Consider the following 13,626-nt stretch of genomic DNA (forward strand, 5'->3'; position numbering starts at 1 on the left):
CCCATCTTCGTCCTTATTGGTTATTTCGGCAAGCCACTTGCCATCCTAAGATGGAGGCATGAAAACATTCGATGCCAGCCTGTCCTGGGAACGCGGTGCCCAGGCCTTCACCGACCAGCGCTACAGCCGCGCGCATACCTGGACCTTCGACGGCGGCCTGTCGGTGCCTGCCTCGTCCTCGCCTTTGTCTGTGCCGCTGCCGATGTCCGATGCGGCCGCGGTCGATCCGGAAGAGGCGCTGGTGGCCGCCGCCAGCAGCTGCCACATGCTGTTCTTCCTGTCGCTGGCGGCAGCGCGCGGCCTGGTGGTCGACAGCTACCGCGACGATGCCACCGGCTTCCTCGGCAGCGACGAGCTGGGCCGGCTGGCAATGACCCGCATCGTGCTGCGCCCGCGCATCGCCTTCGCCGGCGGGCCGCCGGATGCCGCCGTGCTGGCCGCCCTGCACCACGAGGCGCACGCCCGCTGCTACATCGCCAGCTCGCTGCGCGGCGAGGTCGTGGTCGAGGGAGAAGGCTGATGTACCTGCCTTCCCACTTCCGCGAAGAGCGCATCGAGGTCCTGCACGGCCTGATCGACGCCCATCCGCTGGGCGCCCTGGTGCGCCTCGGCGAGGATGGCCTGGCCGCCGACCACATCCCCTTCGAGCTGGTGCCGGCATCCGGCGAAGCACCCCGCGGCATCCTGCGCGCCCACGTGGCGCGCGCGAACCCGCTGTGGCGCCAGGACGGCGCGCCGGTGCTGGCGATCTTCCAGGGAGCATCCGGCTACGTCTCGCCCGAACTCTACGATGCGAAGGCCATCGACGGACGCGTGGTCCCGACCTGGAACTACGCGGTCGTGCATGCGCACGGGCGGCTGCGCACCATCGACGACACCGAATGGCTGCTGGCCCACATGCGCCGCATGACGCAGCGCCAGGAGCACCGGCAAGGCCGCGGCTGGGCCGTCGACGATGCGCCGCGCGACTATATCGACAAGCTGGTGCGGGCGACGGTCGGCATCGAGATCGTCATCGACGGCCTGCAGGGCAAGTGGAAAGCCAGCCAGAACCGCGGCGAAGAGGAGCGCATGCGCATCGCCCATGCGACCGGCATGGCGCCCTGAACATCCCAATCTTTACTGGACATTGCGGCGGATTGCAGCGCACAATGGGGATGCACCTGGGAGCGAAGAGTCCATGTCCATACAAAGCCGCAATCATGTCCATGTCTCCGGCAAAGGCGCCTCCACCATGGTGTTCATCCACGGCTACGGCTGCGACCAGACCATGTGGCGCTTCCTGGCGCCGGCCTACGAGGATCGCTTCCGCGTGGTCACCTACGATCTGACCGGCTGCGGCCAGTCCGAGCTTTCCGCCTACGACCGCAGCAAGTACGGCAGCCTGCACGGCCACGCCGCCGACCTGCTGGAGATTGTCGACAGCGTCGCCGGCGGACCGGTGGTGATCGTCGGGCATTCGGTCGGCGCCACCATCGGCATGCTGGCCGCGATCGCCGCGCCGCAGCGCTTTGCCGCCCAGGTCATGGTCGGGCCCTCGCCCTGCTTCATCAACGACGGCGACTACGTGGGCGGCTTCAGCCGCTCCGACATCGACGAGCTGCTCGAAACCATGGACGCCAACTACCTCGGCTGGTCGCGCAGCGTGGCGCCGATGATCATGGGCGCGCCCAACCAGCCGCAGCTGCGCGACGAACTCACCGAGCGCTTCTGCCGCAACGATCCCGCGATCGCCCGCCACTTCGGCCGCGTCACCTTCCTCTCGGACCACCGCGCCGACGTCCCGCGCTCGACGGTGCCGGCCCTGATCCTGCAATGCAGCGACGACCTGATCGCACCGAGCGTGGTCGGCGACTGGCTGCATCGCCACCTGCCGGCCAGCACCCTGCGCGTGATCCGCAACGTCGGCCATTGCCCGCACATGAGCGCGCCCACCGAGAGTTCGCGCGCGATCGACGCCTTCCTCGCGCAGACCCTGCGCTGACGATGTGAATGCGAGCCTGCCCGGCGCCTAAAAACATCGTCCCCGCGAAGGCGGGGACGATGTTCACAAGCTATGGGGCGACGTTTGTGAAGATTACTTCCCAGCAGTCGTACCCGTCTTAGCCGTATTCATCTGCTCAGCCGACTTCAAATGCTGCGCCACCACCGGTTCGGTCTTCTCGACCAGGGCCTTCACTTCCGCATCCTTGGCCTTCTTGGCGTCGGCCATCAGCTTGGCGTGGACGGTCTTGTGGTCCTGCACCCCGGCCTGCTTCATGTAGGCCTTGTCGAAGTCGGCGCCGCTCATCTTTTCCAGCTTGGCGGCCATGGCCTTGTGCTTGGCGTCCGGTTCGCTCGGCAGGGTCACGCCGCGGGCGTCGGCCAGGGTTTTCACTTCGTTCAGGTTGGCGGTGTGATCGTCGATCATCTGCTGGCCGAAGGCTTTCACTTCGCTGCTCTGGCCCTTGCTCTGGGCCAGCTTGCCGCCCGCGACTTCGGCCATGTCGGCCATCGCGATGTCCTTGAGGATCTTCGTGTCGCCTGCGCTCAGTTTGGCGCCCGAAGCCGTCGCACCTGCGGCGCCGCTGGCGCCCGACGCGCTCATGCCGCTGCTGCTGGAACCCGAGGAATGCATGCCGGACGACTTCGAGGTCGAGCTGCTCGAGCTGCCCATGCTCTTGGTCGACTGCTTGGCGCGGTTTTCCATGCCGGTGCTGTTGCTGTTGTCCATCGTCCCTTCCTTGGTCGTCTTGCCGGCCTGGTTGGGGTTGGTGGAACTGGTGCCGGTCTGGGACGGGCTGGAGCCGACCGAGGTCTGGGCGTGGACGCCGACTGCGCCGAACATGGCTGCCACTGCCGACACGGCCAGCAGTCCCTTCAAGGTTTTATTCTTGTGCATGTCGTTCTCCTGATCTCTTATGGTGAAGTTTGACCCGTGTTCAAATGACAACGGTGGCACAAAGTGTATCGCCGTGCTTTACCGCACAGCGCGCGTTAGCCCATAGGAAATTTGCGATCAGCGGAAGCTGAGCGCCGCCGTCAGGTCGCCCGGCGGACGCGCGCCGCGCGACTCGAAGGCGGCGTTACGCGCGGCCAGGCCTTCCAGCAGTGGCAGACCGTGCAGGCGGGAGATGAAGCGCAGGACCGAGGTCGTGTCGTAGAAGTTGTGATCGACGGCGCCCTTCTTCGCGAACGGCGAGACGACGATGGCCGGAATGCGCGAACCCGGCCCCCAGCGGTCGCCCTTGGGCGGCGCCACGTGGTCCCACCAGCCGCCGTTCTCGTCGAAGGTGATGACCACCACCATATTGTTCCACTGCGGCGATTTCTTGAGGTGCTCGATCACGTTGGCGACGTGGGCGTCGCCCGATTCGATGTCCGAGTAGCCGGCATGCAGGTTCAGGTTGCCCTGCGGCTTGTAGAAGGCCACGGCAGGCAGGCGGCCGGCCACCGCGTCGGCGATGAACTTGTTCGATATCGGGCTGTCGCCCAGGCCGCCGTCGCGCAGGTGTTGTTCGCGCGCGGCCGTACCTGGCGCAAATTGCTTGAAGTAATTGAAGGGCTGATGATGGTGCTGGAAGTTCGGGCGCGAACCTTCGCCGCGGCCGTCCAGCGCCGCCTGCCAGGCGCCGCCGTACCAGGCCCAGCTGATGGAACGCCGGGACAGCAGGTCGCCRATCGTGTCGTAGCTTTGCGGCGGCAGCACCGAAGCATCCATCGGGTCGGCCGCGTTCGCATCGCCGCCCGGCGCCGGACGCACCCAGCTCGGCTGGTAAGGCGGGGCCATGGTGTTGACCGCATAGCCGTCCGGCGTGATGGCGCCATGGTTGACGAATTTCGGCTTGCCGTCCAAAGCCGACTTCGGCGAGTCCGGCGCCACCGCCAGGCGCATGCCCTGCGGACCGTCTTCGAGCACCGCGATCTTCTTCTTCGCCGGGGTCTCGGCGGCGTTGAAGAATTCCGGCGTGCGGCCGCTGATCAGGAACTGGTGGTTCAGGTAGGAACCGCCGAAGGCCGCCATGAAGAAGTTGTCGCACAGCGTGAACTCGCGCGCAATCTGATACAGGCCCAGGTTCTTCGAGGTCTCGCCGTAATGGCCCATCACCATCGCGCCGCTGTCGCCCCAGGCGACGAAACCGTCGTTCTTGCCGCCRTTGATCTGCATCTGGTTGTGATAGAACTGGTGGGTCAGATCGCGCGTGACCAGCCCTTCCGGCAGCGGCTTGCCTTGCGCATCGGCGAGTGCGAACGGCGCGTTGGGCAGGTGCTGGATATCGTCTTCCTTGATGATGTAATCCTTGCCGCCCAGGTTCTGGCGCGCCGGCACCATGCCGCCCCAGATCTTCGGCAGTTCCGGCAGCACCGAGCCGTCGCGGTCCTTCTGCGCGGTGGCGGACGCGGGCAGGCTGGCGAGGGGCTGGGCCAGGCCGGGGAAATCGGCGAACAGGTTGTTGAAGCTGCGGTTCTCGAGATAGATCACGACCACGTTCTTGACGTGTTCCTTCAGCTTGGCGTCGAGCGAGCCCTTGACGGGCTTGTGGGCCTTCGCCGTTTTCGTGGCCGCTTCGCTGGCGGCCGGCAGGGTGGTCGACAGGCCGACCGCCGCAGCCGCCTGGAAGATCTTGCGGCGCGAAGGATTGGCGGGCTGGCCGGCTTCCGGCTGCTCGTGGTCGTGATGCTTTTCTTGCACGGTTCTCTCCTGGACGGGCATCGGGTCGGCCCGCGAAAACACCGATTATGGGCGTTTTTTGCCAGGTGGAAAAGATCTCAGCGGCAATACCGACTATTGACGCGCGCGTGCCTCGACACGTTTCAGCAGCAGGCCGATCTCGTCGAGCACCAGCCAGGGGTCCTGTTCGTCGAACAGATGGGCCGTGTAGCGCATGCGCACGTGGCGGGTGTCGGTAGACACTTTCGCCAGCTCGAACTGGGCGGCGTCCCAGGTCGTGTTGAAGGCGTCGACGTCGTCGTAGCTCATCTTCGCCTGGCGGATATTCGTGTACGGCAGGCCGCGGCTGAGCACCGTCACCGGCAGGTCCAGCGTGCGGGCGCCGGCCAGGGCCTGTATCGCCTCGACGTAATCTTCGTGGGAATTCTTGTCCCGTTCCCAGCTGATGACCATGTCCATGATGCGCCAGCCGTCCGGCGACATCGTCCGCTTCATGGCCGGGTACCAGGATTCGTGCACGCTGTCGACGAAGACGATGCCCTTGACGGTATCCGGATGCGCCTGCACATAAGCGCGGGCGATCATGCCGCCGAAGGAGTGGGCGACCAGCACCACGTCGCGCCAGCCGCGCTCGCGGATCAGGCCGTCGAGCTCGTCCGTGAGCGCGCGCATGGGACGGGGCGCGTTCTGCGGCGTGCTCTTGCCGACGCCGGCGCGGTCGTACAGGCAGACCCGGTAACCCGGCACCGAGAAATTGCGGAAGGTATTCTTGTAAGTCGCGTGGGCATCGAGTCCCATGCCGGCGATCAGCACCACCGTCTTGCCGCCTTCGCCGCGGCATTCCCAAGCCAGGCGGTTGGGGCCGACCTGGGCGAACTGTTCGCCCGGCGCTTCAGCGGCCACGGCATGCAGCGACAGGGTGAAAAGCAAGCCGGCCAGCAGTGTCTTCATCGACGATCCTTTCGCGCAAGAATTCTGTCGAATGTAAGACGCGGGTTGCAAGACGTCAATTCATCACGCATGAAGACCGGGAGGTCGATTGCGTCAAACGCCTGTCACATTTCAGGGCCAGAATACGCATCGCTCCTGGGAAAAGAGCACGGCGGCCCTGCCGCCCTACCGGCGCCGGCGGTCGGGAAATATACCGGCACCAATTCAACGTATCGTCTCAGAAGCCCGCCCGCGCGCGCAGCTTGCGGCGCACGTGCTTGCCGGCGCGCGGCAGGTTTTCCACGGCGCGCTCGGCCAGCACGCCTTCGATGAAGCCGAGCAGCGCAATCTCCTGCGGCACCCGTTCGCGCAACTGGGCGACCAGTTCGCGCGCGACCACGCCATCGTTCAGCAGCCCCAGCTCATCCTGCATGTCGGACAGCAGATCGTGGCGGCGCACTTCCTTCCTGCCGTGGCTGAGCGCTTCGAAGAACTCGCGCGCATAGCGCTCCTTCTTGGCGGCGATGCGCACCTTGTGCAGGGTTTCCGGGTGCTTCAGGTCGATCACGCGGGCACGCTTGCGCACGCGCGCGGCGGCATGCTGCACCAGGCGCGGCGCGGCCTTGCTCACCTTCTGTTCCAGCGCATCGGCCGGCGCATCCCCGGGGCGCGGATCGGCCTGGCGCCCACTTTGCTTCCATCCCTGACCGGCAATCCATGCGCCCAGCCCCAGCATCAGGCCCGTATAGCGCGGGCTGCCGACCGCCGCGCGCACGCGGGCGCGATGCCGCTCCGCTTCTTCGCGCGCCGCCACCGCGACCCGCGCCAGCGCCGGCTTGTGTTCTTCCGGCAGCGGCAGGCCGGGCAGCAGCGATTCGATGAAGACGTCCCAGTTGCGGGCGTCGCCCAGCTCGCCCGCCAGCCATTCGACGTCGGCCGCCAGCGGCGCCGGCAGCTGCACCATGTCCTTCACCATCGCCATCGCCGCGCGCAGGCGGCGCAGGCCGACGCGCATCTGGTGCAGGCTCTCGACCTCGCCCGCCAGCAGGCCTTGCTCGTTGGCCTGCATCTGCGCCAGGCAGTTCTGCAGGATGCCGCCCAGGGCCTCGCCCAGGCTGGCCTTGCGCCTGAGCGCCACCGCGCCCGCCTTCACGGCGTGCGGCGTCACGCCGCCAGCCAGCGCATAGCCGCGCTCTGCCTTGCTGACGTTCTCGATCCGCACCGGCACCGCCTCGTGCACCTGGCGCGCCAGGTCGTACAGGCGCGCGGGGTCGCCCTCCTTCATTTCGAGTTCCAGTTCGCGCACCGGCACCGTACGGTCGCCGCGCTGCAGCTCGCCGGTATCGAGGGCGCATTCGACCTGCACGCCATCGTCCAGTTCCAGCAACCAGGCGGCGCGCTTGACCTTGTTGACGAACACCGGCTCGAGCGCCAGCTCATGCCGGCCGAGCTGTTTGGCCAGGGCCGGCACGGCGTCGCGCAGCTGGCGCGCGAACAGCTCGCGGTCCGGCTCGGCCGACGGCACCTCGGCTTCCAGCTCGACGCGCCGGTGCAGGCCGGCGACCACCGTGCCGCCGCCCTTCAGCGTCTGCACGTGGCGCGTACCCTCGCTGCGCACCCGCAGTGCGAAACCGTGCTGCCACAGCGTGAAGTCGGCGGTGTCGAAATAGCGGTCGACGTGTTCGCGCTCTTCCGGCTTGTTGCCGCCCCGGGGGCGCAGCAGCGGGATCTTCCTGACCTGGCTGACGCTGGCGTTATCGAGGGCCAGCTTGATTTCGCATTCCATCGTTTGTCCTCCTGACAGCGTTACTGTAGCGCTTTCGGTGCGAGACGGGCACACCGGTCGCCCCGCCATGGCAACGGGCTCGCATGTCAGGAGGAGGTCAGACGGAGATTCCGGCAGGCAAGGAATGAAGGTCCAGGCGCCGGCCGGCCTTGACGATCTGGCTGGGCAGCTCGTGGCCCAGCAGTTCCTGCAGGCGCCGCGCAGCCTGCAGCAGCAGGGCCAGGTCGACGCCGGTATCGTAGCCCATCAGTTCAAGCGCGTGCACGATTTCCTCGGTGCAGACGTTGCCGGTGGCGCCCGGTGCGTAGGGGCAGCCGCCGATGCCGCCCAGCGACGCGTCGAAGCGCTCGGCGCCGGCATCGATCCCGGCCAGCACATTCGCCAGGCCCATCCCGCGCGTGTTATGGAAGTGCAGGGTCAGCTCGAGACCGGGCCAGCGTTCCCGCACTTTTCCGGTCAGTTCACGCACCTGGGTCGGATAGGCCATGCCGGTCGTATCGCACAGGGTGATGCCCTGCACCTGCAGCTCGTCGACGAAGCGCGCGCACCAGTCCAGTACCGCCTCCTGCGCCACTTCCCCTTCCATCGGGCAGCCGAAGCTGCAGGACAGCGAGATGTTGACGCGTACGCCATGCGCTTGCGCCAGCGCCGCCACGTCCCGCAAGCCGGCGAAGGACTGCGCGCGTGTCATGCGCAGGTTGCTCAGGTTGTGGCTTTCGCTGGCCGACATCACCAGGTTCATCTCGTCGACGCCGGCGGCGATGGCGCGTTCGGCGCCGCGCAGGTTGGGCACCAGGGCGCTGTAGACGACGCCAGGCCGACGGGCGATCCCCTCGAACACCTCGACCGCATCGGCCAGCACCGGCACCGCTTTCGGCGACACGAAGGAACTGGCTTCCAGTTTGGCCAGGCCGGTCTTCGAGAGCGCATCGGCCAGTGCGATCTTCTCTAGCGTCGGCACGAAGCGTGTTTCGGCCTGCAGGCCGTCGCGCAGGCCGACTTCCTGGATGTGGATGCGGCGGCCCTTGCCGCTCCACGCATTCATGTTCGCATTCATGCCACCACCTTGCGCTCGCGCAGCGCCGCGATCTGCTCTTCGGTGAGGCCGATCTCGCGCAATACCGCGTCGGTGTCCTCGCCCAGGCGCGGCGCGGCCGAACGCACCGCGCCCGGCGTGCCCATCAGCTTGGGCACGATGCCCGGCACCTCGACCTGGTAGCCCTCGCGCGTCTGCTGGGTCAGGATCATGTCGCGCGCACGGTAATGCGGGTCTTCGGCGATGTCCTGCACGGTATAGACCTTGCCGGCCGGGACCCGGGCCCCATTCAGGACCTCGAGCACTTCGGCCACGCCGCGGGTCGCGGTCCAGACACCGATGGCGGCATCGATCTCGGCCACCCTGGCGACGCGGCCGGCATTGTTCGCCAGGTCCGGCGCTTCGGCGAGGTCGGGGCGGCCGATCGCCGCCATCAGGCGCTTGAAGATGCTGTCGCCGTTGCCGGCCACGAGTACGTAGCCGTCATTGCAGCGGTAGGCGTTGGACGGGGCGATGCCCGGCAAGGCGCTGCCCGCCGCCTCGCGCACCGCGCCGAAGGCGCTGTATTCGGGGATCAGGCTTTCCATCACGTTGAACACGGCTTCGTGCAGGGCGACGTCGATCACCTGGCCGCGTCCGCCGTTGACCTTGCGGTGATACAGCGCGGTCAGCACGCCGATGGTGCCGTGCAGGGCGGCCAGGGTGTCGCCGATCGAAATCCCGCAGCGCACCGGCACGCGGCCCGGTTCGCCGGTCAGGTGGCGCAGGCCGCCCATCGCCTCGCCGATCGCGCCGAAGCCCGGCAAGTCGCGGTAGGGACCGGTCTGACCATAGCCGGAAATGCGCAGCATGACCAGGCCCGGATTCAGTCCGGACAGCACATCCCAGCCCATGCCCCAGCTTTCCAGGGTGCCGGGGCGGAAGTTCTCGACCAGCACGTCGGCCTCCGCGATCAGCTTGCGCGCGATCTCCTGCCCCTCTTCGCTGCGCAGGTCGAGCGCGAGCGAGCGCTTGTTGCGCGACTGGACCTGCCACCACACCGAGGTCCCGTCCTTCATCATGCGCCAGTTGCGCAGCGGGTCGCCGGCGCCCGGCGCCTCGATCTTGATCACGTCGGCGCCGAATTCGCCCAGCGTCTTGCCGGCGAAGGGCCCGGCGATCAGTTGTCCCATCTCGATCACGCGCACGCCCTTCAGCGCCTGGTCGGAAAAATTCGCGTGGATCATGTTCGATGCCGTCATGTGCTTGCCCCTTCAATGTTCGGATTGTTCGCGCCGGCGCAGCCGCTCGGGCATGCCGAAGGCCAGGATGGCCGCGCACACCAGGCTCAGGCCGGCGATCGCATACAGCGCCGGCGTGGTGCTGCCGGTGACGTCCTTGATGCGCCCGACCATCACCGGGCTGACGATGCCGCCCAGCTGGCCCAGCGTGTTGATCAGTGCGATGCCGCCCGCCGCGCCGGCGCCGCTCACCAGCTTGGGCGGCAACGCCCAGAACGCCGGGATCGACGCTACCACGCCGGCGCCCATCACGGCCAGCGCCGCCAGCAGCAGGGCCGGCTGGTGGTCGAACAGGCCGGCGCAGCAGAAGCCGGCGGCGCCCAGCAGCACCAGGCCGATCACGAATTTTCGGCGCTCGCCGCTGGCGTCCGAGATCCGGCCGACCAGCACCATCGCGATCGCGCCGCACAGGTAGGGCACGGCGGTGAGCAGGCCGATCATGGTCGGGTTGGTGGTGCCGGCGCTGCGGATCATGTGCGGCGCCCAGAAATTCAGGCCGTAGGAACTCACCTGGATCAGAAAGTAGACCAGGCCCAGGGTCAGGAAACCGGGCGTCTTGAGCGCGCCCAGCAGCGAATGGCTGCCGATCTGGCGGTTCTGCTCGGCGATGCGCGCGGCCAGCAGGCTGCGCTCCTGGGGAGTGAGCCATTGCGCATCCTCGATCCTGTCCTTCAGCGACAGGAACACGACGGCGCCCAGCGCCACGCACGGCAGGCCGCCCACCAAAAACAGCCAATGCCAGCCGGCCATGCCCAGTGCGCCGTCCATGTGGCCCAGCACCAGGCCGGCGGCAGGCGCGCCGACCAGGCCGGAAAAGGCCGAGGCCAGGAACAGCATCGAGGTGATACGGCCGCGGTAGGCGGCCGGGAACCACAGCGTCAGGAAATACAGCACGCCAGGCGCGAAGCCGGCCTCCATGGCGCCGATGAGGAAGCGCAGCACATAGAACTGCCACTCGGTCTGTACCAGCGCCATCAGGGCGGTGGCGATGCCCCAGGACACCATGATGCGGGCGATCCAGCGGCGCGCCCCGACCTTGTACAGCATCATATTGCTGGGCACCTCGAACAGGACGTAGCCGACCGAGAACAGGCCCGCGCCCAGGCCGTAGGCGGTGTCGGACAGCGACAGGCTGTTCTGCAGCGCGAACTTGGCGAAACTGATGTTGATGCGGTCGAAGAAGGCGAAGAGATAGCAGACCATGATCAGCGGCATGATGCGCCATGCCACTTTTGCCACGATCTTCGCTTCGCCCGGAACGGCCACGGAGGCCGCACCGGCGGGGGCGGACAGGATTTTGCTCATGATGTCTCCGGATAGGGTGTCGTCGAATGACCCGGCGCGCTCATGCGGGATGGCGCGCTTTTGGTGTTGTGGGTCGATTCTGGCACTCCGGGTCCGGATGGCGGAATGACCAAGACGGGAACCCGGCTTTCGCGTTTCGCGAAAGCTCGAGCACTCAGCGTCCGGGCTGGGGCGCAGCGGCGAGGTGCTCGACCAGCATCCGCGCATGGCGCGGCAGGGTCTCCAGGTCGCGCACGCCAATCAAGAGCTGGCGCCGCGCCCATGCGTCCTGGAGCGGGATCTGGCGCAGGTTCAGCGAGCGCACCAGCGCCCGCACGGCATCCGCCGGCAGTACCGCCACGCCCAGTCCTGCCGCCACCATCTGGCACATGGCGTCGAAGCTGCGCACCTGGATCCGCAACTTGAGGCGCTGGCCCATGGCCTCGGTCTCGGCCTGCAGGCGCTGCGCCAGCGAGGTGCCCTGCGACAGGCTGACGAAGTCGAATTCGGCGGCTTCCTCGAAACGCAGCGAGCGCCGCCGCGCCAGCGCATGCCCGCTTGGTGCCACCAGCACCAGCCGGTCCTCCCGGTAGGGCATCAGCTGCAGGCCGAGGGCCGGGGTGCGGTCGGCAAAGATGCCGATATCGGCCCTGCCCTCGAGCACGCCGAGCACGATCTCGCCACTGTTGAGTTCCGCCAGTTCGATGCGGATCGCCGGCGTGGCGCGCGCAAAGGCGGCGATGTCGGCCGGCAGGAACTGGGTGATGGCCGAGGTATTCGCCCACAGGCGCGCCACGCCGACGATGCCGTTCGCGTGGTCGCGCAGCTCGGCCGCCAGCAAGTTGACGTCGCCGAGGATGCGCAGGGCATGGCGGGCCAGCGCCTCGCCGGCGGCGGTGATGGTGATACCGCGCGAATGCCGCTCCAGCAGCCCCGCGCCGACCGCCGCCTCGAGGTCGGAAATGCGCTTGCTGGCCGCCCCGACCGCCAGGTTGGCCAGCTGCGCGCCCTTGCTGATGCTGCCGGAGCGCACCACGTGCATGAACAGGGAAAGCGAGACGAGATCGAGGCGGTGCAGGTTCATGCCGACATGCTACACTGAACGCATGTTCAATCGATCCTTCCACCACGGAGTGTGTTACCGCAGGCCATAGAAGCCTGCCGATTGCATTGTCATATCCACAGATTCCATGGCCACAGCGAGAACCGTCTCCTGTGGCCTTTTTCATTTCCGGAGACCCGATGACACTCAAGCTGTACGACACCTGGGAGCGGCGCCTGCGTCCTTTCGACCCCCTCGAACCCGGCCGCGCCGGCCTGTACGCCTGCGGCCCGACGGTCTACGACTACGCCCACATCGGCAACCTGCGCACCTACCTGTTCGGCGACCTGCTCCGCCGCGTGCTGCAACTGAACGGCATCGAGGTGAGGCACGTCGTCAACATCACCGACGTCGGCCACCTGACCTCGGACGCGGACCTGGGCGAGGACAAGATGGAAAAGGGCAGCCGGCGCACCGGCCGCAGCGCCTGGGACATCGCCGCCTTCTACACGGATGCCTTCCAGCGCGACCTGGAGCGCCTGCGCATCCTGCCGCCGACCGTCTGGGCGCGCGCCACCGACCACATCCCCGAGCAGATCGCCTTCATCCTGGACATCGAGCGGGCCGGCTTTACCTACCGTACCGCCGATGGCATCTATTTCGACACGACACGCCTGGAACGCTATGGCCACCTGGCCCGGCTCGACATCGCCGGACTGCAGGCAGGCCACCGCGTCGATCCGGGCGACAAGCGCTCGCCCACCGATTTCGCGCTGTGGAAGTTCAGCGGCGCCGAACAAAGGCAGATGGAATGGGACAGCCCCTGGGGCCGCGGCTTCCCCGGCTGGCACATCGAGTGCTCGGCGATGTCGACGCGCTACCTGGGCGCCCTGTTCGACATCCACATCGGCGGCGAAGACCACGTGCCGGTCCACCATTCGAACGAAATCGCCCAGCACGAGGCCTGCCACGGCCACCCGCCGGCGCGCTACTGGCTGCACGGCGCGTTTTTGCGGCTGCAAGACAGCGACAAGATGTCGAAGTCGGACGGCAGCTTCATCCGTCTCGATTCGCTGGTCGAGCGCGGCTTCGATCCCTTGGCCTATCGCTATCTTGCGCTGACCGCGCATTACCGCTCGAAGCTGGTGTTTTCGTGGACGGCGCTGGAGGCGGCGCAGACGGCGCTCGGGCGGCTGCGGCGGGCGTATGTCGAACTGCCTTCCGGTGGCGTGGCCGATCCCGCTTATCGCGAGCGCATGCTGGCTGAGCTGAACGACGACCTGAATACGCCGAGGGCACTGGCACTGGCATGGGAGGTATTGAAATCCGGGCTGCCGGGTGCGGTGCAGAAAGCGACGCTGGGCTGGCTGGACGAAGTGCTCGGGTTGGGATTGGATACCTGGCGGCCCGAGACGCACGCCGTGCCGGACGCGGTGCTGGCGCTGGTCGAAGCGCGCCGGCAAGCACGCCTCGATAAGCGCTGGGCCGATGCCGACGCCTTGCGGACCGCGATCGAGGACCAGGGTTTCGTTGTGCGCGACACGGCCGAGGGTTCCGTCGCGGCGCCGAAAACGGCCACTCTCCCGGTTACCGATTGATACGCCTCTTACAGACTCG

General features: G+C 67.3%; 12 protein-coding genes. 4 read left to right on the forward strand and 8 right to left on the reverse strand.

Annotation, left to right across the window (positions count from 1 at the left end; all coding sequences use genetic code 11):
* Positions 1-58 precede the first annotated feature (58 nt).
* The 3 genes from AC1DIX_RS11990 (at position 59) to AC1DIX_RS12000 (ending at position 1,984) form a co-directional block, all read left to right on the forward strand.
* Positions 59-520 carry an OsmC family protein gene (locus AC1DIX_RS11990; RefSeq protein WP_477251972.1) on the forward strand — a complete coding sequence of 154 codons (462 nt, stop codon included), beginning with the start codon at positions 59-61 and terminating at the stop codon, positions 518-520.
* On the forward strand, positions 520-1,107 hold the full coding sequence (locus AC1DIX_RS11995; protein ID WP_441934982.1) for an FMN-binding negative transcriptional regulator: 588 nt from the start codon (positions 520-522) through the stop codon (positions 1,105-1,107). The genes AC1DIX_RS11990 and AC1DIX_RS11995 overlap by 1 nt, the downstream gene beginning before the upstream one ends.
* Before the next feature lie 73 nt (positions 1,108-1,180).
* Positions 1,181-1,984: an alpha/beta fold hydrolase gene (locus AC1DIX_RS12000; protein WP_441934981.1), complete on the forward strand. Its 804-nt coding sequence runs from the start codon at positions 1,181-1,183 to the stop codon at positions 1,982-1,984.
* Positions 1,985-2,077: 93 nt separating this feature from the next.
* On the opposite strand, the gene AC1DIX_RS12005 is transcribed toward AC1DIX_RS12000, so the two are convergent.
* From AC1DIX_RS12005 to AC1DIX_RS12040, 8 genes are all read right to left on the reverse strand, one after another.
* Positions 2,078-2,881, reverse strand: a complete 804-nt coding sequence (locus AC1DIX_RS12005; RefSeq protein WP_441934980.1) for a DUF4142 domain-containing protein — start codon at positions 2,879-2,881, stop codon at positions 2,078-2,080.
* Positions 2,882-2,998: 117 nt separating this feature from the next.
* Positions 2,999-4,693: an acid phosphatase gene (locus AC1DIX_RS12010; RefSeq protein WP_477324508.1), complete on the reverse strand. Its 1,695-nt coding sequence runs from the start codon at positions 4,691-4,693 to the stop codon at positions 2,999-3,001.
* A 72-nt stretch (positions 4,694-4,765) separates the two neighbouring features.
* Positions 4,766-5,602: an alpha/beta fold hydrolase gene (locus tag AC1DIX_RS12015; RefSeq protein WP_477324510.1), complete on the reverse strand. Its 837-nt coding sequence runs from the start codon at positions 5,600-5,602 to the stop codon at positions 4,766-4,768.
* A 217-nt stretch (positions 5,603-5,819) separates the two neighbouring features.
* Positions 5,820-7,367 carry a CYTH and CHAD domain-containing protein gene (locus tag AC1DIX_RS12020; RefSeq protein WP_477324512.1) on the reverse strand — a complete coding sequence of 516 codons (1,548 nt, stop codon included), beginning with the start codon at positions 7,365-7,367 and terminating at the stop codon, positions 5,820-5,822.
* 97 nt (positions 7,368-7,464) lie between these two features.
* Positions 7,465-8,424: a hydroxymethylglutaryl-CoA lyase gene (locus AC1DIX_RS12025; protein ID WP_441934976.1), complete on the reverse strand. Its 960-nt coding sequence runs from the start codon at positions 8,422-8,424 to the stop codon at positions 7,465-7,467.
* The gene (locus AC1DIX_RS12030) at positions 8,421-9,644 is read right to left on the reverse strand and encodes a CaiB/BaiF CoA transferase family protein (RefSeq protein WP_477324514.1); all 1,224 of its coding nucleotides are present in this window, start codon (positions 9,642-9,644) and stop codon (positions 8,421-8,423) included. Before AC1DIX_RS12030 ends, AC1DIX_RS12025 begins: the two co-directional genes overlap by 4 nt.
* Before the next feature lie 12 nt (positions 9,645-9,656).
* A complete protein-coding gene (locus tag AC1DIX_RS12035) occupies positions 9,657-10,988 on the reverse strand; it encodes an MFS transporter (protein ID WP_477324516.1) in 1,332 nt (443 codons plus the stop codon).
* Positions 10,989-11,142: 154 nt separating this feature from the next.
* Positions 11,143-12,051 carry a LysR family transcriptional regulator gene (locus AC1DIX_RS12040; RefSeq protein ID WP_477251981.1) on the reverse strand — a complete coding sequence of 303 codons (909 nt, stop codon included), beginning with the start codon at positions 12,049-12,051 and terminating at the stop codon, positions 11,143-11,145.
* Positions 12,052-12,209: 158 nt separating this feature from the next.
* Between AC1DIX_RS12040 and cysS the strand changes: the two genes are divergently transcribed.
* The gene (gene cysS, locus AC1DIX_RS12045; RefSeq protein WP_477251983.1) at positions 12,210-13,607 is read left to right on the forward strand and encodes a cysteine--tRNA ligase; all 1,398 of its coding nucleotides are present in this window, start codon (positions 12,210-12,212) and stop codon (positions 13,605-13,607) included.
* Positions 13,608-13,626 lie beyond the last annotated feature (19 nt).

It is taken from the genome of Massilia sp. 05N420 (assembly GCF_056397205.1).

Bases quoted from the DNA above. Each gene is read 5' to 3' on its own strand.
- AC1DIX_RS11990 (WP_477251972.1), top strand. From the start codon at position 59: ATGAAAACATTCGATGCCAGCCTGTCCTGGGAACGCGGTGCCCAGGCC.
- AC1DIX_RS11995 (WP_441934982.1), top strand. From the start codon at position 520: ATGTACCTGCCTTCCCACTTCCGCGAAGAGCGCATCGAGGTCCTGCAC.
- AC1DIX_RS12000 (WP_441934981.1), top strand. From the start codon at position 1,181: ATGTCCATACAAAGCCGCAATCATGTCCATGTCTCCGGCAAAGGCGCC.
- AC1DIX_RS12005 (WP_441934980.1), bottom strand. From the start codon at position 2,881: ATGCACAAGAATAAAACCTTGAAGGGACTGCTGGCCGTGTCGGCAGTG.
- AC1DIX_RS12015 (WP_477324510.1), bottom strand. From the start codon at position 5,602: ATGAAGACACTGCTGGCCGGCTTGCTTTTCACCCTGTCGCTGCATGCC.
- AC1DIX_RS12020 (WP_477324512.1), bottom strand. From the start codon at position 7,367: ATGGAATGCGAAATCAAGCTGGCCCTCGATAACGCCAGCGTCAGCCAG.
- AC1DIX_RS12025 (WP_441934976.1), bottom strand. From the start codon at position 8,424: ATGAATGCGAACATGAATGCGTGGAGCGGCAAGGGCCGCCGCATCCAC.
- AC1DIX_RS12030 (WP_477324514.1), bottom strand. From the start codon at position 9,644: ATGACGGCATCGAACATGATCCACGCGAATTTTTCCGACCAGGCGCTG.
- AC1DIX_RS12035 (WP_477324516.1), bottom strand. From the start codon at position 10,988: ATGAGCAAAATCCTGTCCGCCCCCGCCGGTGCGGCCTCCGTGGCCGTT.
- AC1DIX_RS12040 (WP_477251981.1), bottom strand. From the start codon at position 12,051: ATGAACCTGCACCGCCTCGATCTCGTCTCGCTTTCCCTGTTCATGCAC.
- cysS (WP_477251983.1), top strand. From the start codon at position 12,210: ATGACACTCAAGCTGTACGACACCTGGGAGCGGCGCCTGCGTCCTTTC.